The organism is Stenotrophomonas sp. SMYL41, from assembly GCF_036319965.1.
Classification (GTDB): Bacteria; Pseudomonadota; Gammaproteobacteria; order Xanthomonadales; family Xanthomonadaceae; genus Stenotrophomonas; species Stenotrophomonas maltophilia_R.
The window spans coordinates 307,957-333,683 of the sequence record NZ_JAWIRX010000003.1 but is presented as its reverse complement, the minus strand read 5'-3'; the positions used below and the strand labels follow the sequence as shown (position 1 = coordinate 333,683).

28 protein-coding genes are annotated in these 25,727 nt (G+C 66.8%); 15 read left to right on the top strand and 13 right to left on the bottom strand.

Translation table 11 applies throughout. The features are described from left to right. The first annotated feature begins 17 nt into the window (after window positions 1-17). The 4 genes from ctaD to V3B30_RS05670 are packed head-to-tail and all read left to right on the top strand — an operon-like array spanning window position 18 to window position 3,310. Window positions 18-1,625: a cytochrome c oxidase subunit I gene (gene ctaD, locus V3B30_RS05685; RefSeq protein WP_057501839.1), complete on the top strand. Its 1,608-nt coding sequence runs from the start codon at window positions 18-20 to the stop codon at window positions 1,623-1,625. Window positions 1,626-1,633: 8 nt separating this feature from the next. Continuing rightward, the gene (locus tag V3B30_RS05680; protein ID WP_262082933.1) at window positions 1,634-1,834 is read left to right on the top strand and encodes a hypothetical protein; all 201 of its coding nucleotides are present in this window, start codon (window positions 1,634-1,636) and stop codon (window positions 1,832-1,834) included. Beyond that, complete coding sequence (locus tag V3B30_RS05675; protein ID WP_100471053.1) at window positions 1,831-2,421, top strand: cytochrome c oxidase assembly protein; 591 nt, start codon at window positions 1,831-1,833, stop codon at window positions 2,419-2,421. Before V3B30_RS05680 ends, V3B30_RS05675 begins: the two co-directional genes overlap by 4 nt. Window positions 2,422-2,434: 13 nt before the next feature. Further along, window positions 2,435-3,310: a cytochrome c oxidase subunit 3 gene (locus V3B30_RS05670; RefSeq protein ID WP_005407793.1), complete on the top strand. Its 876-nt coding sequence runs from the start codon at window positions 2,435-2,437 to the stop codon at window positions 3,308-3,310. A 20-nt stretch (window positions 3,311-3,330) separates the two neighbouring features. Here the strand turns inward: V3B30_RS05670 and V3B30_RS05665 are convergent, their stop codons facing one another. After that, complete coding sequence (locus V3B30_RS05665) at window positions 3,331-3,549, bottom strand: twin transmembrane helix small protein (RefSeq protein ID WP_005412025.1); 219 nt, start codon at window positions 3,547-3,549, stop codon at window positions 3,331-3,333. Window positions 3,550-3,606: 57 nt separating this feature from the next. On the opposite strand from V3B30_RS05665, the gene V3B30_RS05660 reads away from it, so the two are divergent. The 5 genes from V3B30_RS05660 (at window position 3,607) to V3B30_RS05640 (ending at window position 7,988) form a co-directional block, all read left to right on the top strand. Beyond that, entirely contained in the window at window positions 3,607-4,326 is a 720-nt protein-coding gene (locus V3B30_RS05660) for an SURF1 family protein (RefSeq protein WP_262082934.1), read from the top strand. Between the two features lie 47 nt (window positions 4,327-4,373). After that, window positions 4,374-4,943: a hypothetical protein gene (locus V3B30_RS05655; RefSeq protein WP_100471056.1), complete on the top strand. Its 570-nt coding sequence runs from the start codon at window positions 4,374-4,376 to the stop codon at window positions 4,941-4,943. A 10-nt stretch (window positions 4,944-4,953) separates the two neighbouring features. Continuing rightward, window positions 4,954-6,117, top strand: coding sequence for a COX15/CtaA family protein (locus V3B30_RS05650; protein WP_262082935.1), 1,164 nt, complete (start codon window positions 4,954-4,956; stop codon window positions 6,115-6,117). 4 nt (window positions 6,118-6,121) lie between these two features. Beyond that, a complete protein-coding gene (gene cyoE / locus V3B30_RS05645) occupies window positions 6,122-7,015 on the top strand; it encodes a heme o synthase (protein ID WP_100471058.1) in 894 nt (297 codons plus the stop codon). Between the two features lie 166 nt (window positions 7,016-7,181). Further along, window positions 7,182-7,988 carry a calcium-binding protein gene (locus V3B30_RS05640; protein WP_100471059.1) on the top strand — a complete coding sequence of 269 codons (807 nt, stop codon included), beginning with the start codon at window positions 7,182-7,184 and terminating at the stop codon, window positions 7,986-7,988. A gap of 61 nt (window positions 7,989-8,049) precedes the next feature. Here V3B30_RS05640 and V3B30_RS05635 read toward each other — a convergent pair whose 3' ends face one another. The 6 genes from V3B30_RS05635 to rpsU all read right to left on the bottom strand — a co-directional run bounded on the left by V3B30_RS05635 (window position 8,050) and on the right by rpsU (window position 13,186). After that, window positions 8,050-9,021 carry a bile acid:sodium symporter family protein gene (locus V3B30_RS05635; protein ID WP_049421191.1) on the bottom strand — a complete coding sequence of 324 codons (972 nt, stop codon included), beginning with the start codon at window positions 9,019-9,021 and terminating at the stop codon, window positions 8,050-8,052. Between the two features lie 26 nt (window positions 9,022-9,047). Continuing rightward, window positions 9,048-9,548 (bottom strand): sulfur transferase domain-containing protein, encoded by a 501-nt coding sequence (locus V3B30_RS05630; protein ID WP_049444510.1) that lies wholly within the window; start codon window positions 9,546-9,548, stop codon window positions 9,048-9,050. A gap of 27 nt (window positions 9,549-9,575) precedes the next feature. Next, the gene (gene dnaG, locus V3B30_RS05625; protein WP_262082936.1) at window positions 9,576-11,315 is read right to left on the bottom strand and encodes a DNA primase; all 1,740 of its coding nucleotides are present in this window, start codon (window positions 11,313-11,315) and stop codon (window positions 9,576-9,578) included. Between the two features lie 56 nt (window positions 11,316-11,371). Then, entirely contained in the window at window positions 11,372-12,295 is a 924-nt protein-coding gene (locus V3B30_RS05620) for a YihY/virulence factor BrkB family protein (RefSeq protein WP_262082937.1), read from the bottom strand. Between the two features lie 98 nt (window positions 12,296-12,393). After that, window positions 12,394-12,837, bottom strand: coding sequence for a GatB/YqeY domain-containing protein (locus V3B30_RS05615; RefSeq protein ID WP_005412032.1), 444 nt, complete (start codon window positions 12,835-12,837; stop codon window positions 12,394-12,396). A gap of 133 nt (window positions 12,838-12,970) precedes the next feature. Further along, entirely contained in the window at window positions 12,971-13,186 is a 216-nt protein-coding gene (gene rpsU / locus V3B30_RS05610) for a 30S ribosomal protein S21 (protein WP_002808376.1), read from the bottom strand. Window positions 13,187-13,353: 167 nt separating this feature from the next. Between rpsU and tsaD the strand changes: the two genes are divergently transcribed. Then, a complete protein-coding gene (gene tsaD, locus V3B30_RS05605; protein WP_100471062.1) occupies window positions 13,354-14,379 on the top strand; it encodes a tRNA (adenosine(37)-N6)-threonylcarbamoyltransferase complex transferase subunit TsaD in 1,026 nt (341 codons plus the stop codon). A 33-nt stretch (window positions 14,380-14,412) separates the two neighbouring features. Here the strand turns inward: tsaD and V3B30_RS05600 are convergent, their stop codons facing one another. Beyond that, window positions 14,413-15,078, bottom strand: a complete 666-nt coding sequence (locus V3B30_RS05600; protein ID WP_262082938.1) for a hypothetical protein — start codon at window positions 15,076-15,078, stop codon at window positions 14,413-14,415. Between the two features lie 359 nt (window positions 15,079-15,437). Between V3B30_RS05600 and folB the strand changes: the two genes are divergently transcribed. From folB to V3B30_RS05580, 4 genes are all read left to right on the top strand, one after another. Next, complete coding sequence (folB, locus tag V3B30_RS05595; RefSeq protein WP_046983887.1) at window positions 15,438-15,791, top strand: dihydroneopterin aldolase; 354 nt, start codon at window positions 15,438-15,440, stop codon at window positions 15,789-15,791. A gap of 62 nt (window positions 15,792-15,853) precedes the next feature. After that, the gene (locus V3B30_RS05590) at window positions 15,854-17,125 is read left to right on the top strand and encodes a mechanosensitive ion channel domain-containing protein (RefSeq protein ID WP_100471064.1); all 1,272 of its coding nucleotides are present in this window, start codon (window positions 15,854-15,856) and stop codon (window positions 17,123-17,125) included. 128 nt (window positions 17,126-17,253) lie between these two features. Beyond that, complete coding sequence (locus V3B30_RS05585; protein WP_262082939.1) at window positions 17,254-19,428, top strand: glycoside hydrolase family 3 N-terminal domain-containing protein; 2,175 nt, start codon at window positions 17,254-17,256, stop codon at window positions 19,426-19,428. 128 nt (window positions 19,429-19,556) lie between these two features. Then, the gene (locus V3B30_RS05580) at window positions 19,557-20,090 is read left to right on the top strand and encodes a hypothetical protein (protein ID WP_262082940.1); all 534 of its coding nucleotides are present in this window, start codon (window positions 19,557-19,559) and stop codon (window positions 20,088-20,090) included. A 70-nt stretch (window positions 20,091-20,160) separates the two neighbouring features. Here the strand turns inward: V3B30_RS05580 and V3B30_RS05575 are convergent, their stop codons facing one another. Then, a complete protein-coding gene (locus tag V3B30_RS05575) occupies window positions 20,161-21,327 on the bottom strand; it encodes a PQQ-dependent sugar dehydrogenase (protein WP_262082941.1) in 1,167 nt (388 codons plus the stop codon). Between the two features lie 169 nt (window positions 21,328-21,496). On the opposite strand from V3B30_RS05575, the gene yiaA reads away from it, so the two are divergent. Then, the gene (gene yiaA / locus V3B30_RS05570) at window positions 21,497-21,949 is read left to right on the top strand and encodes an inner membrane protein YiaA (RefSeq protein WP_100471068.1); all 453 of its coding nucleotides are present in this window, start codon (window positions 21,497-21,499) and stop codon (window positions 21,947-21,949) included. 49 nt (window positions 21,950-21,998) lie between these two features. On the opposite strand, the gene V3B30_RS05565 is transcribed toward yiaA, so the two are convergent. The 4 genes from V3B30_RS05565 to V3B30_RS05550 all read right to left on the bottom strand — a co-directional run bounded on the left by V3B30_RS05565 (window position 21,999) and on the right by V3B30_RS05550 (window position 25,378). Then, window positions 21,999-22,343 carry a hypothetical protein gene (locus V3B30_RS05565; RefSeq protein WP_100471069.1) on the bottom strand — a complete coding sequence of 115 codons (345 nt, stop codon included), beginning with the start codon at window positions 22,341-22,343 and terminating at the stop codon, window positions 21,999-22,001. 111 nt (window positions 22,344-22,454) lie between these two features. Continuing rightward, window positions 22,455-23,756, bottom strand: a complete 1,302-nt coding sequence (locus tag V3B30_RS05560) for an amino acid permease (RefSeq protein ID WP_100471070.1) — start codon at window positions 23,754-23,756, stop codon at window positions 22,455-22,457. Then, window positions 23,753-24,514 (bottom strand): L,D-transpeptidase family protein, encoded by a 762-nt coding sequence (locus V3B30_RS05555; RefSeq protein WP_262082942.1) that lies wholly within the window; start codon window positions 24,512-24,514, stop codon window positions 23,753-23,755. The genes V3B30_RS05560 and V3B30_RS05555 overlap by 4 nt, the downstream gene beginning before the upstream one ends. Window positions 24,515-24,529: 15 nt before the next feature. Beyond that, a complete protein-coding gene (locus tag V3B30_RS05550) occupies window positions 24,530-25,378 on the bottom strand; it encodes a MurR/RpiR family transcriptional regulator (protein ID WP_100471071.1) in 849 nt (282 codons plus the stop codon). Window positions 25,379-25,727: the final 349 nt, after the last annotated feature.

Below are 25,727 nucleotides of genomic sequence, written 5' to 3'. Positions count from 1 at the left end.
CTGAGAGGTGTTTTGCAATGGCGCACTCGGCAGTTGGGCACGACGATCACCATCACCAGCAGAGTTTCTTCGAGCGTTGGTTCTTCTCGACCAACCACAAGGACATCGGCACGCTGTACCTGGGTTTCAGCTTCATCATGTTCATCATCGGTGCGGCGATGAGCGTGGTGATCCGCGCCGAGCTGGCGCAGCCCGGCCTGCAGTTCGTCAAGCCCGAGTTCTTCAACCAGATGACCACCGTGCATGCGCTGGTGATGATCTTCGGCGGCGTGATGCCGGCCTTCGTGGGCCTCGCCAACTGGATGATCCCACTGCAGATCGGCGCGCCGGACATGGCGCTGCCGCGCATGAACAACTGGTCGTTCTGGCTGCTGCCGGTGGCCTTCAGCCTGCTGCTGCTGACCCTGTTCCTGCCCGGGGGGGCGCCGGCCGGTGGCTGGACGTTGTATCCGCCGCTGTCGCTGCAGGGTGGCTACAACGTGGCCTTCAGCGTGTTCGCCATCCACGTGGCCGGCATCAGTTCGATCATGGGCGCGATCAACATCATCGCCACCGTGCTCAACATGCGTGCGCCCGGCATTGATCTGCTGAAGATGCCGATCTTCTGCTGGGCCTGGCTGATCACCGCCTTCCTGCTGATTGCGGTGATGCCGGTGCTGGCCGGCGCGGTGACCATGCTGCTGACCGACAAGTTCTTCGGCACCAGCTTCTTCAACGCCGCCGGTGGCGGTGACCCGGTGATGTACCAGCACATCTTCTGGTTCTTCGGTCACCCCGAGGTCTACATCATGATCCTGCCGGCCTTCGGCGTGGTCAGCGAAATCATCCCGACCTTCAGCCGCAAGCCGCTGTTTGGTTACCAGGCGATGGTGTACGCCACCGCCGCCATCGCGTTCCTGTCGTTCATTGTCTGGGCCCACCACATGTTCACCGTGGGCATGCCGCTGGGCGGCGAGATCTACTTCATGTTCGCCACCATGCTGATCTCGATCCCGACCGGCGTGAAGGTGTTCAACTGGGTCAGCACGATGTGGCGTGGCTCGCTGACGTTCGAGGCGCCGATGCTGTGGTCGGTGGCCTTCGTCATCCTGTTCACCATCGGTGGTTTCTCCGGACTGATGCTGGCCATCGTGGCCGCCGACTTCCAGTACCACGACACCTACTTCGTGGTCGCGCACTTCCACTACGTGCTGGTGACCGGCGCGGTGTTCGCGCTGATCGCCGCGGTGTACTACTGGTGGCCGAAGTGGACCGGGCGCATGTACAGCGAGAAGTGGGCCAAGGTGCACTTCTGGTGGTCGATCGTGTTCGTCAACCTGCTGTTCTTCCCGCAGCACTTCCTCGGCCTGGCCGGCATGCCGCGTCGCATCCCCGATTACAGTGTGGCCTTCGCCGACTGGAACCTGATCAGCTCGATCGGCGCGTTCGGCATGTTCGTCACCCCGTTCATGATGGCCGCGATCCTGCTGTCCTCGCTGCGCAGCGGCGAGAAGGCCGAAGCGCGCAGCTGGGAAGGTGCGCGCGGCCTGGAGTGGACGCTGCCGTCGCCGGCACCGGCGCATACCTTCACCACGCCGCCGACCATCCGCCCGGGGGACCTGGCGCATGACGACATCACGCACTGAGGTGGGGCATGCATAACGAGAGCCCGCTCCCGATCAGTAGCGTCAAGCCAGGCTCGACTGACGAAAAGCAGCCGACCAGCGGTCGGCTCTACCCAGGCGGAAGCATCGAGCAGCAGCGCCAGCATGCGAAGCGCACGGCGATGTGGGTCGGCGCCATCGCCGTGCTGGTCTACGTCGGCTTCATCCTCAGCGGGGTGATCGGCCGATGAGCGAGGCACCGGCCCGCACACCGTCCCGCAGCGCCGGGCTGCCGCGCCTGATCGGCGTGGCGGTGGCGGTGTTCCTGCTGACATTCTCGCTGGTGCCGCTGTACCGCATCGCCTGCGAGAAGGTGTTTGGCGTGCGCCTGGAGCGCGGCCCCGGCGGAGAAGCCAGCGCGGGAGCGGCGTCCGGCAAGCGCACTGTGCGCGTGGAGTTCGATGGCGGGGTCAATTCGCGCCTGCCGTGGTCGTTCCACCCCGAACAGCTGACCATGGACGTGGTGCCCGGCGAGCTCAACGAGGCGCTGTACTTTGCCCGCAACGACAGCCAGCAGGCGGTGGTCGGCAGCGCGGTGCCTTCGGTGGCGCCGGCGCGCGCGTCGGGCTTCTTCAGCAAGACCGAATGTTTCTGTTTCACCGCGCAGACGCTGCAGGCCGGCGAGAAGCGCGACATGCCGGTGCGCTTCATCGTCGATCCGGACCTGCCGCCGGAAATCAAGACGATCACCCTGTCCTACACCTTCTACCGCAACGACGCGCTGTCCGATCGGCTGGCCCCGGCCGCCACCTCGGAAGGCGCGCACGCCGCACCCTGACCCGGATACCGACATGGCCCAGACACCGACCGACGCCAACGTGTACTTCGTCCCGGCCCAGAGCAAATGGCCGTTCGTGGGTTCCATCGCGATGATGGTGACCATGGTGGGCGTGGCCAGCTGGCTCAACGATGCCAGCTGGGGGCGCTGGACCTTCTACATCGGCATCGCGATGCTGGTGCTGACCCTGTTCTGGTGGTTCAGCGACGTGGTGCGCGAATCGCAGGCCGGCAACTACAACCACCAGGTCGATGGTTCGTTCCGGATGGGGATGATCTGGTTCATCTTCTCCGAGGTGATGTTCTTCGGCGCCTTCTTCGGGGCGCTGTTCTACACCCGCAACCTGGGCCTGTCCTGGCTCAGTGGCGAAGGCCGCGGCGTGATGACCAACGAGCTGCTCTGGCAGGGCTATTCCGCCGGATGGCCGACCAACGGCCCGGCCGCGATCGGTGGCGCGTTCCAGACCATCCCGGCCTGGGGCCTGCCGCTGATCAATACGCTGATCCTGCTGACCTCCGGCGTGACCCTGACCATCGCCCACCATGCGCTGAAGGCGGGCAACCGTCGCCAGCTGCTGATCTGGCTGGGCCTGACCGTCGTGCTCGGCCTCGGCTTTTTGACCCTGCAGGCGGAGGAGTACATCCATGCCTACAAGGAACTGAACCTGACGCTTGGCTCGGGGATCTACGGTTCGACGTTCTTCATGCTGACCGGCTTCCACGGCGCGCACGTGCTGCTGGGCACGATCATGCTGATCGTGATGTGGCTGCGTTCGGCCAAGGGACACTTCACCCGCGACAACCATTTCGGTTTCGAAGCCGCCGCGTGGTACTGGCACTTCGTCGACGTGGTGTGGCTGATGCTGTTCCTGTTCGTCTACGTGCTTTGACCGCGCACGCATCGGTGGCCTCAGCCGCCGATGCCGTGCGGTTTGATCCAGCCCATGTAGATGCTCACGATCACCAGCAGGATCAATGCCACCGATACCGCGATGCGGCGGGTCAGTGCGTTGACCGTGCGCTTGGTCTGGCCGCGGTCGACCAGCAGGTAATACAGGCCGGCGCCCAGATTCCAGACGATGACGATCAGAAACGCGATTACCAGCAGGGTCTTCAGCGAATCACTCATGCGCGGCTCGAGGGCAGGGTGGATGCGCCTATCTGACCGCGTTTGCGCGGACTTGTCATGATGCGCCAGCACACGCGCGTGATCGGATGGCTGCTGGCGGTGCTGGCGATGGCCGGTTTCAGCGCATTGGGGCTGTGGCAGCTGCAGCGCATGCATGCCAAACAGGCAATGTTGGATGCACAAGGTCCAGCGGTGGCACAGGCGCTGCCGCTGGCGCAGGCACTGGCGGCGCCCGGCGCGTTGCACGGCGTGGCCGACCACGGCCGCTTCCTGCCCGGCGTGGTGCTGCTGGACAATCAGACCCGGCATGGCCGCGCCGGGGTGAAGATCTATCGCCCCTTCCGCAGTGACGATGGCAGCGTGCTGCTGGCCGACCTCGGCTGGCGCGCTCTGCCGCCGGATCGCACGCTGCCGGATGTGCCGGCGCCGCCTTCGCCGGTGGCGGTGCGTGGGTTGTTGGCGCCGCCGCCGTCGGCGGGACTGGCATTGGGCCCGGCGTTCTCCGCTACCGATGAGGCCGGGCGTTGGCTGGCCAGCCGGTTGCCGGCCGAAGGGCTGGCGGCGGCGCTTGGCCTACCGGCATTGCCCGACCGCGTGCTGCGGCTGGACCCCGCGCTGCCATTCGGCGACGAACGCGATCTGGACCTGCTGCCGAACACGCTGCCGCCGCAGCGTCACCTGGGCTACGCCGTGCAGTGGTTCGGCCTGGCCCTGACCGTGCTGGTGGTCGCGCTGGTGCTGGAGTGGCGCAGCAGGCGCCCCGTCGTCCGGCAGTAACGGCCGCTGGCCGGCATCCCTTACCCAACCATGAGAAAATGTCCCGCATGAACACTGCTACGTCCCCGCAGGCGCGCGGCTCCGGCCGCCGGACCCTAGTGCTGCTGTTTGCCGTGTTCTTCGGGGCGATGGCGCTGGCTGCGGTATTGCGTTTCTCCGGTTGGCAGCCGACCGGGCACCGCAATGCCGGCCAGCTGCTGAAGCCGCCGGTGGACCTGCGCCAGCAGGCGCCGACCCTGGCCAGCGGCCAGCCCTATGCCTGGAACCCCGAGGCTCGCACCTGGCGCCTGCTGGTGGCCCCGGCCGGCGCCTGCGACGTGCAGTGCGTCACTTTGTCGCAGGGGCTGGGCAAGGTGTGGCAGCTGTTCGGCCATAACGCCGATAATGTCGAGATCCTGTGGCTGGGTACGCCACCGGCGTCGATCGCCTCGCTGCCCGCGCTGCGGCCGCTGGCTCCGTCGCCAGCCCTGCGCGCGGCGTTGCCGGGCGTCGATGATCCGGCGGGACTGCCGGTCTACGTGATCGATCCGAACGGCTTCGTGATCATGCGCCACGCCCCGGGCTCCGACCTCGGTGGCCTGCGCAAGGACATGGCCACGTTGCTGAAACTGAAGTGAGTCCCGTTTGATGAGCCTTTCCGCGCGTCCGGCGCTGCACCGCAATTTCCACCGCCTGGCGTGGTTCGCCATGATCATGACCGCGAGCACGATCATGTTCGGCGCCTTCGTGCGCCTGTCCGATGCCGGCCTGAGCTGCCCGGACTGGCCGACCTGCTATGGCCAGGCCACCTGGCCACAGCACGTGGAAGAGACCATTGGCCACCCGGCGGCGGAGATCCGCCCGCTGGAGACCCACAAGGCCTGGCGCGAACAGGTGCACCGCTTCCTGGCTGGCGCGCTGGGCATCGAGATCCTGACCCTGGCGCTGCTGGCCACGCGCAAGCGGCGATTCGGAAGCACGGCGGTGGTGACCGCCTGCGTACTGGTGGCCACCGGCATACCGCTGTACATGATGGGCTGGCACGGCACCGCCAGTGCCCTGGCATTGATCGGCGAGGCGATCCTGCTGATCGCCGCGCTGCGCTGGAGCAACATCGATCTGGCGCGTGCGGCCCTGCTGACGCTGGCCGTGGTGATCTTCCAGGCCCTGCTGGGCATGTGGACGGTGACCCTGCTGCTCAAACCCATCGTGGTGATGGGCCATCTGCTGGGCGGCATGCTGATGTTCGGCCTGCTGGTGTGGATGGCCTGGCGTGCGACGCACATGCCGATCACCCTGGCCGAAGCGCCGAAGCTGAAGTGGCTGCTGCGCATCGGCGTGGCGGTGCTGGTCACCCAGATCGCATTGGGTGGATGGGTCAGCGCCAACTACGCGGCACTCGCCTGCGGCGGTGGCAGCGCCTCGCTGGACAACTTCCCGCGCTGTGCCAACCAGTGGTGGCCACAGCACAACTTCGTCGAAGGCTTCACCCTGTGGCGCGGCATCGGCGTGGACTACGAAGGCGGCGTGCTGGATGGCGCCTCGCGCATCGCCATCCAGATGGCGCACCGCCTGTTCGCGGTGGTGGTGGCCGCCTACCTGCTGTGGCTGGGCGTGCGCCTGTTCCGGTTGCCGAGCATGCGTGGCTGGGCCAGCGCGCTGATCGCGCTGCTGGTGCTGCAGGTCACCCTCGGCATCCTCAATGTGAAGCTGGCGCTGCCGCTGGAAGTGGCGGTGGCCCACAACGGCGTGGCCGTTGCCTTGTTGTTCGTGCTGGTCAGCCTGCTGGCCCGCCTGCGTGCCCCGGACTGATTCCATGTTTTCCAATTACCGCCAGTACTGGGACCTGACCAAGCCCAAGGTCGTCGCCCTGATCGTCTTCACTGCCCTGGTCGGCATGGTCCTGGCCATCCCCGGCGTGCCCAGCTGGGAGCAGGTGCGCGCCGGCGTTCTCGGCTTCCTCGGCATCTGGCTGGCGGCCTCGGCTGCGGCCGCGATCAACCAGCTGCTGGATGCGCACATCGATGCGCAGATGGCCCGCACCTCGTGGCGCCCGCTGGTGGTGGGCAAGGTCAAGCCGTGGCAGGTGCTGGTATTCGCCGGCGTGCTGATCGTGCTGTCGATGACCATCCTGGTGCTGTGGGTGAACCTGATCACTGCGGTGCTGACCTTTGCCTCGCTGATCGGCTATGCGGTGATCTATACCGTCTACCTGAAGCGCGCGACCTCGCAGAACATCGTCATCGGTGGCCTGGCCGGCGCGATGCCGCCGATGCTGGGCTGGGCCGCGGTGACCGGCATGCAGGGCTCGTCGGACTGGGCCTACTCGTCACTGCTGGTGCTGATCATCTTCATCTGGACCCCGCCGCACTTCTGGGCGCTGGCGATTTTCCGCCGCGAGGACTACGCCAAGGCCGAGATCCCGATGCTGCCGGTGACCCACGGCGTGGTGCACACCCGCAAGCAGATCATGGCGTATTCGGTGGTGCTGGCGCTGGTCTGCCTGCTGCCGTACCTGGTGGGCATGAGTGGTGCGTTCTACCTGGGCGGCGCGATCGTGCTCAACGCCGTGTTCCTCTGGTACGCCTGGCGCATGCTGGACCCGCCGGACGAGCTGTTCTCGATGAAGATGTTCTATTACTCCATCGTCTACCTGATGGCGCTGTTCGCCTTCCTGCTGGTGGACCACTGGATCCTGCCCTGGCTGTGAGGCGCCACCTGTAGGGTCGACCCATGCTCGACTTGGGGTCGGATCCCCGAAGGGGTACTGACCCCGCCTGATCGCGCAGACATCCACGCATGGCGTGGATCACCTTGAACCGTCGTCTCGGCGTCGCCATTGCTGTTCCAGACCCCAGGGAAAGGAAGCAGCAGGGATGCATACGATCTTCCGTTGGACCACCGCGCTGATTCTGGCGCTGGGCATGGCCGTGACCGCGCATGCCGACGACACCGCCGCGCAGATCCGCCACCACGCTGCCGACCACCGCATGCTGGTGCTGGGCGAATTCCATGGAACCCGCGAGACGCCGCTGCTGGTGCGGCAACTGGTGGACGACTACAGCCGCACCGGGCCGGTCCTGCTGGCGCTGGAACTGCCACGCGGGGAAACCCCCACGCTACGCGATTACCTGGGTTCCGATGGCGGGGAGAAGGCACGCCAGCATCTGCGCGGGCGTGCGTTCTGGACCGTGCGCGATGACCAGCACGACGGCCGTCGCAGCCGCGACATGCTGGCGATGATCGAAAGCCTGCGCCTGCTGAAGTCGCAGGGACGTGTGATCGACGTCGTTGGCTATGACGTCAACGCCGGCAAGGGCGGCAACCAGGTACGCGATGACCTCATGGCAGCCGAGTTGCGGCGGCTCTATCGAGGCCTACCGGCCAATGCACGCATGCTGGTGCTGACCGGTAACGTGCACGCCATGCTGCAGAGGCCGCAGGGTATGCCGCCGGAAATGCAGAGGTATCCGATGGCGTCGCAGCTGCGGGACCTGGATATCTATAGCGTACGGTTGGGCGCGCAGCGTGGTCAGACGTGGGGATGCGCGGGCGGTTGCATGGCGCGGCCACTTCGAGAGCAGGTTGCCACGGGGCCGCGGGTCGCTGCCGGTGCGGAACGGCCGTACGACCTGTGGGTATGGATGCCGGAGCTGAGCGTCGGCACGCTGGTGGATCCATAGCGTCAGGCAAACCATCCATGCCATGCGTGGACGGACTCCCCACAACAACCCGTGCGCCCAATCAGGGCGCGCGCTTCGCATAGCGCTGCGCGATCACGCCGCAGACAATCAGCTGGATCTGGTGGTAGATCATCACCGGCAGCACGATCGCGCCCAGGCTGCCACCGGCGAACAGCACCTTGGCGATCGGTACGCCGGTGGCCAGGCTCTTCTTCGAGCCGCAGAACACGATGGCGATCTCGTCCTCGCGGTTGAAGCGCAGGCGGCGGGCGATGAAGGTGATCAGCGGCATGGCGATGCCCAGCAGCACCGCGGCGACCACTGCCACGGCCAGCAGCGAGAGCAGCGGTGTCTTGCTCCACAGGCCCTCGGTGACCGCCTCGCCGAATGCCGAATACACCACCAGCAGGATCGTGCCCTGGTCGGTGTAGCGCAGCAGCGCGCGCTGCTTTTCCACCCAGCCGGCGATCCATGGCCGCAGCAGATGGCCGGCCACGAACGGCACCAGCAGCTGCAGCATGATGCCGCCGATCGCATGCAGCGGATCGTGCACGCCGCCGGAGGTACCGGCCAGCGCGGTCAGCAGCAGCGGGGTCAGGAACACGCCGAGGATGCTCGACAGCGAGGCGCTGCACACCGCAGCGGGTACGTTGCCGCGTGCCATCGAGGTGAACGCGATGGACGACTGCACGGTGGAGGGCAGGGTACACAGGAACAGCACGCCCAGGTACAGCTCCGGCGTCAGCAGCCAGCCCGACAGTGGCTTGAACATCAGCCCCAGCAGCGGGAACAGGATGAAGGTGCAGGCCAGGATGGTCAGGTGCAGCCGCCAGTGCAGCATGCCGCCGATGATCGACTCGCGCGGCAGGCGCGCGCCATGCAGGAAGAACAGCGCAGCGATGGCGACGGTGGTGACATCGTCGAGGACGATGGCGGCCGCGCCCTTCATCGGCAACAGCGAGGCCAGGCCGACGGTGCACAGCAGGGCGAGGGTGAAATTGTCCGGTCGCAGGCGCGACCACCAGCGGGTCATGGTGGGCAGACTCCTTTGCGGGTGATTCAGGGCGAAGTGACCGGCGTTGCAAGACGCTGGCGGGTGGCGGCTTCCAGCGACTTCAGCCCAGCGCGCTGGCCGAGCTGAAGGGCCTGTTCCGGGCTGGCATGTTCGTAGCGTGCGTTGACCAGGCCGAGCACGGCGCCGGCGCGGTTGCCGGAGGCGCAGTGCAGCAGCACCGGCCCCTGGCTCTGCTGCAGGGCCTGGTGCACGGCGCGCACATTGGCCGCATCCAGGCCCTCGGCGCCGGCTACCGGAATACGCACATAACGCAGGCCCAGCGATTCGGCCGCGCGGGTTTCATCGAAACCCCGGTCCTCGCCGGGCTGGCGCAGGTCGATCACCGTGCGTACGCCCTGTGCGGCCAAGGCCTGCAGCTGTGCGGCGCTGGGTTGGCCACCGGCATACAGGCCGGGGCGGACTTCGTTGAGTGGCGCGTCTTCGGCCAGGGCCGTCAGCGGCAGGCAGAGCGACAACAACAGCAGGCAGGTCAGGCGCAGCAGCATGGTCCTCTCCGTGAAAACGTTCTGTCGCTACAGGCGCAGTCCGGCGCGGGCCTTCAGCAGCTCGCGCAGTTCGTATTTGTCAGTATCGTCCAGGCCTTGCTGACGCTGCTTTGCCAGCAACTCATCCAGACGTTGCACCAGCAGCTGTTTCTCCAGCTGGGCCACCGCGTCGTGCAGTTCCTGGGTCCAGCTGGCTTCGGTTCCGGGCAGTGTCTGCGCAGCCAGCGTGTGCAGTGACGCCTGTTCCTCACGCCCATCGAAGTGCTCCAGCAGGGCGCCGGTGCTGATATCCGGGCGTTGCTCGATCAGGTCCAGCAGCTCCAGCAGCAGCTCCACGCCGGGCAGGCGCAGGCCCTGGAAGTGGTGCTTGCCGCCCAGCGACAGCGCCAGCGATGGCTGCTGCAGCAGCACGGCGATCGCGCCGCGCACCAGGCTGCGCTTGGCTACGGGCTGGATCGTCCGCTGCGGCTGGCGCTGCGGCATCGGTGCACGCGCAGGCTGGGCGTTGCCGCCGAGCCCGGTCAACTGCGCCAGCTGCTGCTTCATCAGGTCGCCGAAGGCACCGTCGGGAATCTGCGCCAGCATCGGCTTGGCCCGTTCGGCCAGGCGTGCCTTGCCATCGAGCGTGCCCAGGTTGATCTCGCGGGACAGTTCGTCGAAGAAGAATTGCGACAACGGCGTGGCCTGCTTCAGGCGCTCGTTGAACGCCTCGGCACCTTCCTTGCGCACGATGGTGTCCGGGTCTTCGCCATCGGGCAGGAACAGGAAGAAGGCCTGGCGGCCATCCTTCATGCGCGGCAGCACCGACTCCAGCGCCTTCCAGCCGGCGCGGCGGCCGGCGGCGTCACCGTCGAAGCAGAAGAACACATCCGGTGCGTTGCGGAACAGCAGCTCGGCATGATCCGGCGTGGTCGCGGTGCCCAGTGTTGCCACCGCTTGGGTGACCCCGAACTGGAACAGCGAGACCACGTCCATGTAGCCCTCGACCACGATCAGCCGCTCGATCTTCTGGTTGGCCTGGCGCACCTGCCAGAGGCCGTACAGTTCGCGTCCCTTGTGGAACAGCGCGGTCTCGGGCGAGTTGAGGTACTTGGGGCCGTCGTCCTTCTCGAACACGCGGCCGCCGAAGGCGATCACCCGGCCACGGCGGTCGAAGATCGGGAACATCACCCGGTCGCGGAACTTGTCGTAGACGTGGCCGCGGTCGTTCTTGGAGAACAGGCCGGCGCGGTCGAGCAGCTTCATGCGCCGCTCGTCCTTGCCCAGCGCATCGCGCAGGCCGCTGTAACCATCCGGTGCGTAGCCGATCTGGAAGCGCGTGCGGTTCGCTTCATCCACGCCGCGGCTGTCCAGGTAGCTGCGGGCCTTGTCGCTGCCTTCCAGGTTCTTCTGGAAGAACTTCGTGGCAGCATCCAGCGCCGAATACAGCTCGCGGCTGTCGTCCTGCTGCTGGGGGCTGCGCGGGTTCTCGTTGCGAGGCACTTCCATGCCCGCGCGCTTGGCCAGTTCGTCCACCGCGTCGAGGAACTCGAGGCGGTCGTAGTTCATCAGGAAACTGATCGCGGTGCCGTGCGCGCCACAACCAAAGCAGTGATAGAACTGCTTGGTGGGCGAGACCGTGAACGACGCCGATCGCTCGTCATGGAACGGGCAGCGTGCGGCGTATTCCTTGCCTTGGCGCTTCAACGGCACGCGGCTGCCCACCACCTCGACGATGTCGGTGCGGGCCAGCAGGTCGTCGATGAAAGCGTCGGGGATACGGGCCATGGGCAATGAGGCAGGGCGCGGCCAGCAGGCCACGCGAGGCGGAACGATCAGTCCGCCTAGTCTACTCCGCCGGGCAGCGGGCTGGCCTGCGCAGGATCGATGCCGGCGGCCGCCAGATGGGTGCGTGCGCGCAGGCGCTCGTCGATCACCGCGGTCATCAGCGCGCCGACGAAGAACACCACGGTGGCGTAGTAGATCCAGACCAGCGAAATGACCAGCGCGCCCATCGAACCATAGGCGCTGCCGGGGGCGACGGTGGCGATGTAGACGCCGATGCCGTAGCGGCCCAGTGCGAACAGTGCCGAGGTGATGACACCGCCGATGAACGCCTGGCGCCAGGCCACGCGGCGGTCCGGCAGGTAGTGGTACATGAAAGCGAAGCCGACCGCATACAGCAGCAGGCTGGTGAGATAACCGATGGCCGGCAGGACCGAAGGCAACTGGGCGAACGCCACCTGCAGCATGGTGGTGGCGGTCATTGACAGGATCAGCAGGAAGCCCAGCGCCAGCACCACACCGAAGGAAAACACGCGCTTGCGCAGCCACGCCTTGATCCCGTCCAGTCGCTCGCCACTGGTACGGAAGATCAGGTTCAGTGCGTTCTGCAGCTGCGCGAACACGGCGGTGGCACCAATGAACAGCAGCAGGGTGCTCCACAGTCCGGCCAGCGAACCAACGTCGGGCTGGTTGTCGGCGTTCTTCAGCACGGTCTCGGCCACGGTGGCCGCGCTGCTGCCGGCGGCGGCGCTGATCTGTTCGACCAGGGCCTGCTGCGCGGGCGGATACAGGGAAGCGGTCAGCCACAGCAGCAGCACCAGCAAGGGGGCCATCGAGAGCAGGGCGTAGAACGAGACCGAAGCGGCCTGGGTAAGGACGTCGATCTCGACGAAGCGCTTGCCGACGGCCATGGGAAAGCTGTCCTGCAGGCGCTGGACGTATTTGCGCAGATTCACGGGAACAGGGGTCGCGGGTTCAACCATGCTGTCGTTGTAGCAGCCGGGAGTCGAAGGCGCGGTGAAGCAGGTGACGCATCGGTGGCGCCGGGCGATGCGCCCGTCGCCACCGCACCAGCGCCGGCTTACGCCAGCAGCTGCTTGACCAGCTTGGAGACCAGGCCCATGTCGGCCTGACCGGCCAGCTTGGGCTTCAGTGCGCCCATCAGCTTGCCCATGTCCGCCGGGCCGGAAGCACCGGTTTCGGCGATGGCAGCCTGGATGGCGGCCACGATCTCGGCTTCGCCCATCTTGGCCGGCAGGTAGGCTTCGATGACCACGATCTCGGCGCGCTCGATCTCGGCCAGGTCTTCGCGGTTGGCCGCTTCGTACTGGCTGACCGAGTCCTTGCGCTGCTTGACCATCTTGTCGAGCACGGCGATCACCGCGGTGTCATCCAGCTCGATGCGCTCGTCCACTTCACGCTGCTTGATGGCGGCGTTGATCAGCCGGATCACGCCCAGCTTGTGCTTCTCGCCCGCCTTCATGGCGGCTTTCATGTCTTCGGTGAGCTGCTGCTTCATGCTCATGAGGAACCTCGTGGTGGTAGGTGGGGCGGGGCGGATGCCCGAACCCGGAAACGCAAAAAGCCGGCGACGCTCGCGCGTGCCGGCTTCGGCTCCATCGCGACGGGCAGGCCCGCCGCAATGAAGATGCGTCCGATCAGTACAGGCGCTGACGCTTGGTGACGTCGCGCGACGAGCGGCGCAGCTGACGCTTCACAGCAGCGGCGGCCTTGCGCTTGCGCTCCTGGGTCGGCTTTTCGTAGAACTCGCGCTTGCGGGTTTCGGCCAGCACACCGGCCTTTTCGCAAGTGCGCTTGAAGCGGCGAAGAGCAAACTCGAAGGGCTCGTTCTCGCGGACTTTGACGCTGGGCATGGAATCTCCGGGACACAGTAGAACCGGGTCACGCCCGGCGAGCCGCACATTATAGCGGCGAAACGACAAACTGCAAGCGGCCAACCCTGAATACGGGCCGGGGGTTCGAAAGCAGTGAGATCTGCACGTCCCCCCGAGGGGGCGGCAGGGGCGTCATAATAGCAGGCATGCGAGTCCTTGGCATCGAATCTTCCTGTGATGAGACCGGCGTGGCGGTGTATGACACCGACCTGGCCGGCAGCGCGGCCCTGCGCGCCCATGCGGTCTACAGCCAGATCGCCCTGCACGCCGAGTACGGTGGTGTGGTGCCCGAGCTGGCCAGCCGCGACCACGTCCGCAAGCTGCTGCCATTGGTACGCCAGACCCTGGCCGACGCCGGCCTCGGCGTGGGCGACATCGACGGCGTGGCCTATACGGCTGGCCCCGGCCTGGTCGGCGCGCTGCTGGTCGGCGCGGGTGTGGCCCGATCACTGGCCTGGGCGCTGGAGGTACCGGCGGTGGGCGTCCACCATATGGAAGGCCATCTGCTGGCGCCACTGATGGAGGACGACCCGCCGAAGGCCCCGTTCGTGGCGCTGCTGGTATCGGGTGGCCATACCCAGCTGGTGGCGGTGGACGCCATCGGCCAGTACCGCCTGCTGGGCGAGACCCTGGACGACGCGGCCGGCGAGGCCTTCGACAAGACCGCCAAGCTGATGGGCCTGCCGTATCCGGGGGGGCCGCAGCTGGCCAGACTGGCCGAGCAGGGCACGCCGGGCGCGTATCGCTTCGCGCGGCCGATGACCGACCGCCCGGGGCTGGATTTCAGTTTCTCCGGCCTGAAGACCCAGGTCCTGATGGCCTGGCGCGACAGCGACCAGAGCGAACAGACCCGCGCCGACATCGCCCGGGGCTTTGAGGACGCGGTGGTCGAGACCCTGTCGATCAAGTGCGAGCGTGCACTGGAAGCGGCCGGAACCAACGTGATCGTGGTGGCTGGCGGTGTTGGTGCCAACAAACGCCTGCGCGCGCGCCTGCAGCAGATGGCCGAGCGCCTCGGCGGGCGTGCCTGCTTCCCGCGGCCGGCACTGTGCACCGACAACGGCGCGATGATTGCCTTCGCCGGCGCGCTGCGCCTGCAGGCCGGCCAGCACAGCCCGCCGAAGGTGGACGTGACCCCGCGCTGGGACATGGCGACCCTGCCGGCGGTCTGAGCCGGTCGCGCCGGGCCACGCCCGGCCAACCCATTACGGACGTTGTGCCAACGGCAATGCCGCCAACACCGTTGTCGCCCGCTCATGGCGTTGCAGCCAGCCCAGCGTATGCGGGCAGCGGGCGTGGATCAGCCGCCCGATCGCGGCCAGGTCGGCGCCGATGTCGCGTTCGAGGATGGGCTCGTGGTGGGCGATGCGGTTGCGCAGGTGGCGAATGCGTCCGATGTCAGCGTGGATGGCTTTTCTGATGACGCTGGGATGAGCTGAGGGTGCATGCCGCAGAACTCCGTTGAGTGCGGGTATCCACAGCGTGGCGTCGAAGCGACAGGTGAAGAGCTGCTGCCAGAACACCATCGGCAGCTTGGCGACGATTTCGGGTGTATCGGTCGTGCGGCCAGCAACCTGTTCCAGTGCTGCACGTGCGGAAGTACAGGACGAGGTTGGCAGCCTGCGTCGGAAGGCATCATTCCAAGGCCAACGCGGGCCATGCTGCCGGGCGAGCACGGTAGCAGCGGCGTTACGGGTGACCACTTCGCACAGATGGACCGGCATCATCAGTGCACCGCACATCCGCATGTTCCAGAGGTACAGGGATTCGGCTGTGACGTCGGGGCTGCAGGTCGATGCGATTCTCTCGTAAGTAGACAGACGCTCCGCTGACAACGCGCGCCGCAGTACATCGTGTGGAGCCATCGTCATGTGCGGCGGTGAAGGAGGGATCGATGTTCGCGAGAGTGGCCGGCGGCCACCATCAGGGAACGTAGTTGTCTGCGCGGCTGATTTTCTGCGTTTGACCTCGGACGACTACCTGACCTGCCCTGTCGGAATTGGCCTTGACCGGTGATCTCGTCTTTACCTAATCTGCGTGCCTGCGCCACCGGGACCCGCGGCTGTTCAACAGCTCCCCCCGGGGACAAGCGGTAGTACCAAAGGGCCCCGCTAGCAGGGCCCTTTGTCTTTTCTGGAGCCGCGCCCCTGCCGGGCACCCACCGCCCGTTCCGGGCAGGCTCACCGCCGTGCCGTTACCATGGCCCCCTGTATTCGGGCTGGTAAGCGCAATGGACAAGGTTTTCATCGAGGGGCTGACGATCGACGCCCTGATCGGTATCTACGATTGGGAACGACGGATCCGCCAGGACCTGGTGTTCGACCTGGAGATGGGCTTCGATAACCGTCGCCCGGCCGCCTCCGACGACATCGCCCACACCCTGAACTACAAGGCGGTCAGCAAGCGCCTGGAGCAGTTCGTGCGCGAGTCGGAATTCGGCCTGGTCGAAACCCTGGCCGAACGCTGCGCGCAGATCGTGCTGGACGAGTTCGACGTGAAGTGGCTGCGCCTGAAGCTGAGCAAGCCGGGCGCGGTGCGCGGCGCGCGCGCAGTGGGCGTGATCATCGAACGCACGCGGGACTGACCCGGTAAACCCGGCCGCCGGCCGGCAACCTTGGCAACAACGAAACAGACAGGAGACAACTGATGGTGGACGCGGTGGTGGCGGTACAGTGGCTGGAAAAGCTGCAGAACGCACTGGAACCCTATCCCGGCGCCTACCTGGCGTTGATGATCTCGGCCCTGCTGATCGCAGCGGGCCTGGCCAACTGGGTGACCAAGCGCATCCTGGTGCGTGGCCTGCGGCGCCTGCTGCAGCGCCTGCCGGGTGCCGAATCCGGGCGCGGAAGCCACTTGATGCGGGTCATTTCGCGCCTGTCCAACGTGGTGCCCAGCCAGGTGATCGCCTCGGGCATCACCCTCATCCCCGACCTGCCGCCAAGCCTGGTCAACATCGTCATCAAGCTGTGCATCGTGTGGGCCGTACTGACGGTGTCGATGGCGTTCTCGCATGCGCTGGACGCGGCCAACAGCCTGTACGAACGCAAGCCCGATGCACGCAACAAGCCGATCAAGGGCTACCTGCAGGTGGTCAAGATCGTGGTGTTCGTGGCTGCCGGCCTGTCGATCGTCGCGACTCTGCTGGGAGTGAAGCTGGGCCCGCTGGTCACCGGCCTGGGTGCGGCCACGGCGGTGCTGATGCTGATCTTCCAGGACACCATCCTGTCGCTGGTGGCCAGCGTGCAGATCAGTGGCGATGGCCGCGTGCGCATCGGCGACTGGATCGAGATGCCCAGCCAGAACGCCGATGGTGACGTCATCGATATCGCGCTGCACACCATCACCGTGCAGAACTTCGACAAGACCATCACCACCATCCCGACCAAGAAGCTGGTGACCGAGTCGTTCAAGAACTGGCGCGGCATGCAGGAGGCCGGCGGCCGCCGCATCAAGCGCGCGCTGTACCTGGACCAGCACAGCGTGGGCTTCCTGGATGAGGGGGATCTGGCCTTCCTCGGCGAATTCGCGCTGCTGCGTGACTACCTGCAGGAGAAGGAGCAGGAGCTGGGCCAGTGGAACGGGCGCCTGCGCGAGCAGGGCGTGGCCGAGGTGAACAGCCGCAGGGTGACCAACCTGGGCACCTTCCGTGCGTATGTGGAGCGCTACCTGCGCAGCCACCCGGGCATCCATACCGACATGACCCTGCTGGTACGGCAGCTGCAACCGACCACCGAGGGCCTGCCGCTGGAGCTGTACTGCTTCACCCGCAGCACCGCCTGGGGTGAGTACGAGGCGGTGCAGTCGGACATTTTCGACCACCTGCTGGCAATCCTGCCGGCCTTTGGCCTGCGGGTGTTCCAGGCCTCCAGCGACGCCATGTTGATGGCTGGGCAGCGCCAGTTGGCCGGCTCGGAGTAAGCTGCGGGGCGCCCGGCGGGGCCATACGGACCCCGCTGGTGGCTGAAACTGAATGACGAAACCTCTCGCCAAACGGCTCGGGATCGCTAGAATGCCGGGCTTGTAAACGTTTTCATCAAGGACTGCTGGTGGCCTCCGATCGCATCGAATCCCTCATTGCCCAGATGACCGTCGAGGAAAAGGTCGGCCAGCTGGGAGTCTTCGCGGACATGGTCCGCCCGTTCGCCCCGGACGTGAACCCGGAAGCCAACGTGCGCAACGCCGACCAGGTGCTGCAGCAGGTGCGCGAAGGCAAGGTCGGCTCGCTGTTCAATGGCGTGGGCGCCGAGCTGGGCCGCCGCATCCAGCAGGTCGCCACCGAAGAGAGCCGCTTGGGCATTCCGGTGATCCTGGCCGCCGACGTCATCCACGGCATGCGCACCGTGTTCCCGATCCCGCTGGGCGAGGCCGCCAGCTTCGAGCCGGACCTGGCCGAGCGCACTGCGCGCGCCACTGCCATCGAAGCCACCGCCGCCGGCCTGCACTGGACCTATGCGCCGGCGGTGGACATCGCCCGCGACCAGCGCTGGGGCCGTGGCGCCGAAGGCGCCGGCGAGGACGTGGTGCTGGGCTGTGCGTTCGCCGCCGCCCGCGTGCGTGGCTTCCAGGGCAGCGACCTGCGCGCCGCCGATTCGCTGCTGGCCACGCCGAAGCACTTCGCCGCCTATGGCGCGGTGATGGCCGGCATGGAATACAACATGGTGGACATCTCGCCGCAGACCCTGCGCGACGTGCACCTGCCGCCGTTCAAGGCGGCCTTCGATGCCGGCGCGATCACCGTGATGTCCTCGTTCAACGACATCAACGGCGTGCCGGCCAGCGCCAATGCCGAGCTGCTGACCGACATCCTGCGCGGTGAATGGAAGTTCCCGGGCGTGGTGATCTCCGACTACACCGCCGACATGGAGCTGGTCGCGCACGGCTATGCCGCCGATGACCGTGATGCCACCGCCAAGGCGTTCACCGCCGGCCTGGACCTGAGCATGCAGAGCGGCTTCTATGCCGAGCACCTGCCGGGCCTGGTGGAGAGTGGTGAAGTGCCGATGGCAGTGCTGGATGAAGGTGTGCGCCGCATCCTGTGGCTGAAGGAAACCATCGGCCTGTTCGACGACCCGTACCGTTCGCTGGACCCGGCGCGAGAGGCGGATACCTCGCACATCGGCGCACATGATGAACTGTCGCGCGATGCCGCGCGCCGTTCGATCGTCCTGCTGAACAACCGTGACAACGTGCTGCCGCTGCGGAAGACTGGGCAGAAGATCGCGCTGATCGGCCCGTTCGTGCAGGACCGCGAGAACATCGAGGGCTGCTGGACGCTGTTCGGCGACAAGCAGCGCTACGTGGACCTGGAAACCGGCGTGCGTGCCGCTATTGGCGACGAAGCGCTGCTGGAGATCGTGCCGGGTTGCGAACTGGAGGCCGCGATTCCGGGTGGCACCGAAGCCGCAGTGGCTGCCGCGCTGCGCGCCGACGTGGTGGTGCTGGCGCTGGGCGAACCGCAGCGCTACAGCGGTGAAGCCCAGTCGCGCGTGGAAATCACCCTGCCGCCGGCCCAGCAGGCGCTGGCTGAGGCGGTGGCGATGACCGGCAAGCCGTTGGTGGTGCTGCTGCGCAATGGCCGCGCGCTGGCGCTGCAGGGCGCGGTGCGCAATGCGCACGCCGTGGCGGTCACCTGGTACCTCGGTACGCAGACCGGCCATGCCGTGGCCGACGTGCTGTTCGGCGATTACAGCCCGTCCGGCCGCCTGCCGGTCAGCTTCCCGCAGGTGTCCGGCCAGCAGCCGTACTTCTACAACCACCCGCGCACCGGCCGCCCGGAACTGCCGACGATGTCGGAGTTCAAGGCCCGCTGGCGCGAGATTCCGAACGAACCGCTGTATCCGTTCGGGCATGGCATCGGCTACACCACGTTCGCTTACGGCGTGCCGCAGCTGAGCACGGCCCAGCTCGGCTGGGACGACACCCTGACCGTCACCACCACGCTGACCAACAGCGGTGATGTGGCCGGTGAGGAGGTGGTGCAGCTGTACATCCACGATCGCGTGGCCAGCCGCGTGCGTCCGGTGCGCGAGCTGAAGGACTTCCGCAAAGTGGCGCTGCAGCCGGGCGAGTCGACAGAGGTGGTGTTCACCCTGGGCCGCGAGCAGCTGGCCTTCACCGGCCGCGATGGCGTGCTGCGTGCCGAACCGGGCCAGTTCGACCTGTGGGTCTGCGCGTCCTCGGCTGCGGGTGAGGCCGTCCAGTTTGAGCTGCTGAAGGCCTGATCGAAAAAGGGGACGGAGGGGATTAAGTCGTTTTGGCACAAACGACTTAATCCCCTCCGTCCCCTTTTTTGTTGTCCTCACTGCGGCGGGGCTACCATCGGTGTTCTTGAACCGATGGATGCCCGCGCATGCGCACGATCGCTGTGTTGATTCCCGCCCTGTTGCTGGCGGCCTGTTCGCAGCCGGCACCGCCGGCCGAGCCTGCGGTGGATGCACCGCCGCCGATGGAGGCCAGTGCTGCGGCGACGCCTGCGGCTGAACCCGCTGCAGCTGCACCGGCTACCGCTGCAGCGGACGCGCCTGCTGAAGATGCACGTGCGCGCATTGAAACCCTGCTCGGTGATGCCGCGCAGTACGAGAAGGTCTTCAACGCCTTCAAGACCGCCGTGGTCGGCGGTGATCGCGCTGCGGTGGTGGAAGAGGTGCGCTTCCCGCTGAATATCGCCGGCGGAAAGAAGATCACCGGCCCCGGTGAGTTCCAGCGCAACTACGAGAAGATCATCACTCCGGCGGTGGTCAAGGCAGTGTCCGGGCAGGACTTCGGCAAGGTGTTCGTCAACCAGCAGGGCGTGATGATCGGTGACGGGCAGGTGTGGTTGAACGGGCAGTGCCTGGACCAGGCTTGCGCGCAGACCGAAGTGAAGGTCATCACCATCCAGTGAACGCAGACGGCCCCGCGTGCGGGGCCGTTGCGGAGAAATGTGCCGGCCAGCGGCCGGCACTACCACCCTGTCAGGTCTTCGGCGTGAGCTTCAGCAGGCGCGCCTTGCTGCCGTCTTCCAGCAGCCACAGCGCGCCATCCGGGCCCTGTTCCACTTCGCGGATGCGCTCGCCCATGTTGAAGCGCTCGGCTTCGCGCGCGCTGTCACCATCGAAGGTCACGCGCACCAGCGAGGTGGACGACAGGCCACCGATGAAGCCGCTGCCCTTCCACTGCGGGAACAGGGTGCCGCTGTAGATGACGAAGCCGGCCGGCGAGATCACCGGCGTCCAGGTCACCTTCGGGGCGGCGAATTCCGGGCGGGTATCGTGGTCGGGAATCGGGCGGCCGTCGTAGTGGTCACCGTTGGAAACGATCGGGTAGCCGTAGTTGGCGCCGCGCACGATCAGGTTCAGTTCGTCGCCACCGGCCGGGCCCATCTCGTGCGCCCACAGCTTGCCGTTGGCATCAAAGGCCATGCCCAGGATGTTGCGGTGACCCAGCGACCACACCTGCGCGGCGACCCCGCCCTGCGAGGCGAACGGGTTGTCGGCGGGCAGGCTGCCATCGTCGTTGAGGCGGATGATCTTGCCGAGATTGCCGCCCATGTCCTGTGCCGGATCGAACTTCTGCCGTTCACTGGAACTGATCCACAGCTTGCCGTCCGGACCGAAGGCCAGGCGATGGCCGTAGTGGCCCTCGCCGCTGACCTTCGGGCTCTGCCGCCAGATCACCTTCAGGTCCTTCAGCTGGCCGGCGCCGTTGGCGTCCAGCGCCAGCGTGGCCCGGGCCACGGCGGCACCGCGGGTATCCAGCGTGCCTTCCTCGGCGTAGCTGAGATAGATCACGTGGTTGCTTGCGAACTGCGGGTGCAGGATCACATCGCCGAAACCACCCTGGCCACCGTAGGCTACCTTCGGGACGCCGGTGATCTCGTGTTTCTGGCCGCTGGCCAGGTCCAGGTGCTGCAGCTTGCCGCGCTTTTCGGTGACCAGCAGGCTGCCATCGGGCAGGAAGGTCATCGCCCAGGGCTGGCTGAAGCGGCTGACTTCGGTGGCGGTGAACGGGCGCTGGCCGGTGGCGGCAGCGGCCGGAGCGGCAGTCTGCGCGCCGCTGGCAGCCGGATCGGCAGCATTGCAGGCGGTGGTGGCGAGGATCGGCACGAGGCCGAGGGCGAGCAGCAGGGGCGTGCGGGTCATGGGTATCTCCAGGGCGGGGATGCGGATGGCCGGGCTGTCCCTTGTATACCACTGCCGCGGTGACGGTCGTGGCCCGAAGGTCCTGCGCCCCCCTGTGCGTCGGCAGCGGGATCGTCTAGGGTGGGCACGCCCGGGCAAAGCGTGCCCGTCTGCCTGCCAAGGATCTGCAATGAACACTGCCATGCCCCACAAGCCGTCCACCGCCTTCATTGCCGCCTCCTGGGTGGCCCTGCTGCTGGGTGCGGCGGCCTACCTGATCGGCCTGTTCAACGCCACGATGGCGCTCAACGAGAAGGGCTACTACCTGACGCTGCTGCTGTTCGGCCTGTTCGCGGCGGTCTCGCTGCAGAAGAGCGTGCGCGACCGCGTCGAAGGCATTCCGGTCAGCGGCCTGTACTACGCGCTGTGCTGGTTCGCGCTGCTGTCGGCGCTGATGCTGCTGCTGGTCGGCCTGTGGAATGCCACGCTGGCGCCTAGCGAAAAGGGCTTCTATGGCATGGCGTACGCACTGTCGCTGTTCGGTGCGGTGGCCGTGCAGAAGAACACCCGCGACCTGATCGCCGCCGGCGGCGGCGAGAGCAAGCGTAGTGCGATCGTACCGCCGCTGCCGGAGCAGGATTGATTGTGTAGCGCCGAGCCCACGCTCGGCGCTACAACCGGTCGACGCCAGGTCAGGTGCCGCGCGGCACGCCCTTGTCCAGCCGCTGGTCGAGGTTGACCGCTTCTTCCCAGCCACGGCGCACGGCACTGCGTGCCTGCGCCCATTCGAGTCGGCTGCGGCCGCGTTCGCTGGCCCAACGCGACTCCAGCTCGGCTTCCATGTCCTCGTAGGCACGGATCATGTCCTGCGCACGCGCGGCGTGGCCGATGCGATAGGCCGGCTCGTAATCCTCGAAGAACAGCTGGTCGTCGTAGTACGGCTCGGCGGTATAGCGCTCGCGCCAGTAGTTGCTGACCGCGTCGCGCGGCGTGCTGTCGTCCGGTACACGGCCGGGGATCTGGTACTCGGGGCTCATGGATCGGGCTCCGTTGTGGAGGAGCTTCGATCCTGCCCAGCGGCCGGTTAACACTCCGGGCCGATGGTGTGATCGCCAGATCAATCCACCGGGCATGCCCGGTGCTACCGGTCAGCCGGCCTCGGCATCCTTTCGCGGCAGCTTGTAGATCACCGCACCGATGGCAAACGCGACCAACGCCGCGGCGATGTTCTGCCAGCTGGCACTGGCGAACAGGGCCAGGCACAGCAGCAGCGCCAGCACCGGAATCAGCGGACCACCCGGCAGCTTCAGCGCACCGGGGCGGTCGGCGTAGCGCTTGGCCAGCACCAGAACCGCCGCAGCGGTACCGATATAGGCGAACAGGCGCGTGGTCATCGACAGCAGCGCCAGCTGCACGAACGAGCCGGACAGGGCCAGGCCGAGTGCGATCAGGCCCTGGCACAGGATTGATGCGGCCGGGGTGTGGAAGCGCGGATGCACCTGCGCCAGGATCTTCGGCCCGTAGCCATCGCGCGCCAGTGCGAACAGGAAGCGCGGGCCCATCATCATCGTGTTGCTGTTGGTGCCGAGGATGGAGATGGTGGCGCCGATGGTGAGGATCAGCGCCAGGGCTTCGCCGCCGAAGCCGGCAGCGGCATCGGCCAGCGGCGTCGCCGAGCTGGACAGGCCGGCCAGCGTGCCCTGCGCCACTACCTGTACCGCGCCGTAGATGACGGTGACGGTGATGATCATGGTAATCAGGGCGAACGGAATATCGCGGCGCGGATTGCGGTACTCACCTGCGGCAGCCGGGATGTTCTCGAAGCCGGCGTAGGCGTACAGCAGCAGCAACGCGGCTTCGCCCATGCGCTGCAGGTCGTGCGGGTCCGGGCGCTGGCCGGAGAAGGCCAGCTGCGGATCGATGTAGAACGCACCGATGGCCACGAACAGCAGCAGCGGCAGCATCTTGCCGATCACCAGCACCACACCGGTCCGCGCAGCCGAACGCACGCCGATGATGTTGACGCCGGTAAGGAAGCCGAGCGACACCACGATCACCGCGATGCGGCCCACGCCGGCACCGGCCCATGGCCAGAAACGTGCGACCGCATCGGCCAGCGCGTTGCTCAATGCCGCCGCCGAGCTGATGCGGGTCAACCAGATCATCCAGCCGATCTCGAACCCGGCGAATCGCCCGAACGCCTCGCGGGCATACAGATAGCTGCCACCGGGTTCATCGAAGTAGCTGGCGGCCTGCGCGTAGCAGAGCACCAGCAGCGCGACGACGATGCCGGCGGCGACCACGCCCCACAGGCTGAAGGGGCCGAGCAGGGCGACGGTGGCGGCCGGCAGCAGGTAGATGCCGCTGCCGATCACGTCGTTGATCGACAGGCCGACGATCTGCCAGCGGCTGACCGCGCGCTGCAGCTGCGGTTCGTCCTGCGCGCTCAACGGGCGTCTCCGCCCAGTGCGGGCAGCTGCCACTGGGCCTGCAGGCGCTTGTACTCGGCGCGTGGCAGCAGCACGAAGCGCGGCGTATCCTGCGGCCGCAGCCAGTCCAGCAGCGCCTGCATGCGTGCTTGTGGCATGGCGGTGCAGCCGGCGGTGGCCTCACCGGGCTGGCGCCAGAGATGGGCGAAGATGCAGCTGCCCTTGCCGGGCTGGTTGTCCGGGTTGTGGGCGATCACGAAGCCTTCCCGGTAGCGCACGTCGCCCTTGTTGTGCAGGTCCAGCCGCATCGGCTCGGTGGAGCCCTTGACCGCTGCGCTGCCGACCTTCTTCGCGTCGACGATGCGGTTGTAGAACGGCGAACCGGGTACGTCCATGCAGTAGCTGCTATCCAGCATCGGCTGGTAGGGCATCGCGGTACCGGGGCGGGTGACGGCATAGCCGAACGCGCTGCCGAGCGCGAACACGCCGGCCGGGCTGCGGCCATCCCCCTCCTGCTTCTGCGGGCCGTCGGCCTGCGCTGGATGCAGGCCCAGCCCCCAGGCGCTGCCGGTGCGGCCCAGCGCCACCGGGAACGCCTGCCCATGTGCATGCCAGCCCTTGCCGTCGCGTACATAGGCCTGCAGCTGCCCCTGGGTGCTGTCCCAGCCTTCGCTGGTGACCACGATCAGCTGGCGCGCGCCGTCCAGTGGCGCGGCGTGGACGGACACTGCCGCAGCAAGCAGCAGTGCGGTGGCGGCGAGGCGAACCAGCGATTTCATCAACATGCGCTCCGGTCAGGAATCCAGCAGGTGGTCGATCCGCTCCAGGTTCACCGCAAGCTGTTGCTGGCGGTCCGGATTGGCGTGGCAGAGCAGCACGAACAGGAAATCGAGCAGGGCGTGCATGGCGCTACGGTACAGCAGCTGCGCGACCTGCGGCGTACGGTCGTGCGCACACACCACCAGCGCCGCATCAGCATGCGCGCGCAGCGGGTTGGCGGTGTGCCGGGTGATGGAAATCACCTTGCCACCCATGTCCTGGAACTGCCGTGACAGCTGCGAAAGCTGCGGCAGGTTGCCGAACTCGGAGAACACCAGCAACGCATCGCCGGGACGCGCGGCCGACAGATTGGCCAGCATCAGGATCGGATCGGTATGCGGCACCACCAGCAGGCCAAGCAGCGACAGCCGCATGGCAAACTCGCGGGCATACAGGCCGTCGTCACCCAGGCCGTAGACGAACAGTTTGGGCGCGCCGTCGAGCAGCTGCACGATGCGCTCGATCTCCTCGCGCGGATTGGCCTGCCGGGTTTCTTCCTCGGCCTGGGCCTTGCTGCGGCGCAGGGCCTCGCCCAGGCGCAGGTAGTCGTCGCCGCTGTCGGGTTCGCTGGGCGCCTGCTGTGGATCGGCACCGGCGCGGGCGACGTCCTGGCCGATCGAGTACTTCAGGTCCGGGTAGCCCTTGAAGCCGAGTTTCTGGCTGAACTTGACCACGCTGGACTGGCTGATCCCCAGCGCGCTGGCCAGCTGCTGGGACGAGTAGTCGCGCAGCAGGTGGGCGTTGTCGAGGATGAAGTCGGCGATGCGACGTTCGATGGCCGACATCTGCCCGCGCTCGGTTCGGATTTTCAGCAGGGGCGGCATGCGGGGAGTCCGGGCATGGGCAGGCGCGTTGCGGTTGGCAGCGTAGAGCGTGTCATGGGATGGGTCGGGCGGGTGCCAGCAGCGAAGAGGATACGGAGTGCAGTTGTCGCCTTTGACGTTGAGTCCGCCTTCAAGCGAGCCGAGCACCGCAGGGCCGGCGAGGGCGAAGAGGCGCGGGTGTCTGAGCGCAGCGAGTTCCGCGCCGTCCTTCGCCGGACCGAGGAGCACAGGGTACCGGCGTGCGCGGCACGTTGGCTCGCGGCCGGCGGAGCGTTTCTTTTGGTTACTTTTCTTTGCGCGCAAAGAAAAGTAACGCGCGACCCAGGAACAGTTGAGGACCAAGCCAGCC

Excerpts from the sequence above, each read along its gene's own strand:
- ctaD (WP_057501839.1), top strand. The coding sequence starts at position 18 with ATGGCGCACTCGGCAGTTGGGCACGACGATCACCATCACCAGCAGAGT.
- V3B30_RS05680 (WP_262082933.1), top strand. The coding sequence starts at position 1,634 with ATGCATAACGAGAGCCCGCTCCCGATCAGTAGCGTCAAGCCAGGCTCG.
- V3B30_RS05675 (WP_100471053.1), top strand. The coding sequence starts at position 1,831 with ATGAGCGAGGCACCGGCCCGCACACCGTCCCGCAGCGCCGGGCTGCCG.
- V3B30_RS05670 (WP_005407793.1), top strand. The coding sequence starts at position 2,435 with ATGGCCCAGACACCGACCGACGCCAACGTGTACTTCGTCCCGGCCCAG.
- V3B30_RS05665 (WP_005412025.1), bottom strand. The coding sequence starts at position 3,549 with ATGAGTGATTCGCTGAAGACCCTGCTGGTAATCGCGTTTCTGATCGTC.
- V3B30_RS05660 (WP_262082934.1), top strand. The coding sequence starts at position 3,607 with ATGATGCGCCAGCACACGCGCGTGATCGGATGGCTGCTGGCGGTGCTG.
- V3B30_RS05655 (WP_100471056.1), top strand. The coding sequence starts at position 4,374 with ATGAACACTGCTACGTCCCCGCAGGCGCGCGGCTCCGGCCGCCGGACC.
- V3B30_RS05650 (WP_262082935.1), top strand. The coding sequence starts at position 4,954 with ATGAGCCTTTCCGCGCGTCCGGCGCTGCACCGCAATTTCCACCGCCTG.
- cyoE (WP_100471058.1), top strand. The coding sequence starts at position 6,122 with ATGTTTTCCAATTACCGCCAGTACTGGGACCTGACCAAGCCCAAGGTC.
- V3B30_RS05640 (WP_100471059.1), top strand. The coding sequence starts at position 7,182 with ATGCATACGATCTTCCGTTGGACCACCGCGCTGATTCTGGCGCTGGGC.
- V3B30_RS05635 (WP_049421191.1), bottom strand. The coding sequence starts at position 9,021 with ATGACCCGCTGGTGGTCGCGCCTGCGACCGGACAATTTCACCCTCGCC.
- V3B30_RS05630 (WP_049444510.1), bottom strand. The coding sequence starts at position 9,548 with ATGCTGCTGCGCCTGACCTGCCTGCTGTTGTTGTCGCTCTGCCTGCCG.
- dnaG (WP_262082936.1), bottom strand. The coding sequence starts at position 11,315 with ATGGCCCGTATCCCCGACGCTTTCATCGACGACCTGCTGGCCCGCACC.
- V3B30_RS05620 (WP_262082937.1), bottom strand. The coding sequence starts at position 12,295 with ATGGTTGAACCCGCGACCCCTGTTCCCGTGAATCTGCGCAAATACGTC.
- V3B30_RS05615 (WP_005412032.1), bottom strand. The coding sequence starts at position 12,837 with ATGAGCATGAAGCAGCAGCTCACCGAAGACATGAAAGCCGCCATGAAG.
- rpsU (WP_002808376.1), bottom strand. The coding sequence starts at position 13,186 with ATGCCCAGCGTCAAAGTCCGCGAGAACGAGCCCTTCGAGTTTGCTCTT.
- tsaD (WP_100471062.1), top strand. The coding sequence starts at position 13,354 with ATGCGAGTCCTTGGCATCGAATCTTCCTGTGATGAGACCGGCGTGGCG.
- V3B30_RS05600 (WP_262082938.1), bottom strand. The coding sequence starts at position 15,078 with ATGACGATGGCTCCACACGATGTACTGCGGCGCGCGTTGTCAGCGGAG.
- folB (WP_046983887.1), top strand. The coding sequence starts at position 15,438 with ATGGACAAGGTTTTCATCGAGGGGCTGACGATCGACGCCCTGATCGGT.
- V3B30_RS05590 (WP_100471064.1), top strand. The coding sequence starts at position 15,854 with ATGGTGGACGCGGTGGTGGCGGTACAGTGGCTGGAAAAGCTGCAGAAC.
- V3B30_RS05580 (WP_262082940.1), top strand. The coding sequence starts at position 19,557 with ATGCGCACGATCGCTGTGTTGATTCCCGCCCTGTTGCTGGCGGCCTGT.
- V3B30_RS05575 (WP_262082941.1), bottom strand. The coding sequence starts at position 21,327 with ATGACCCGCACGCCCCTGCTGCTCGCCCTCGGCCTCGTGCCGATCCTC.
- yiaA (WP_100471068.1), top strand. The coding sequence starts at position 21,497 with ATGAACACTGCCATGCCCCACAAGCCGTCCACCGCCTTCATTGCCGCC.
- V3B30_RS05565 (WP_100471069.1), bottom strand. The coding sequence starts at position 22,343 with ATGAGCCCCGAGTACCAGATCCCCGGCCGTGTACCGGACGACAGCACG.
- V3B30_RS05555 (WP_262082942.1), bottom strand. The coding sequence starts at position 24,514 with ATGAAATCGCTGGTTCGCCTCGCCGCCACCGCACTGCTGCTTGCTGCG.
- V3B30_RS05550 (WP_100471071.1), bottom strand. The coding sequence starts at position 25,378 with ATGCCGCCCCTGCTGAAAATCCGAACCGAGCGCGGGCAGATGTCGGCC.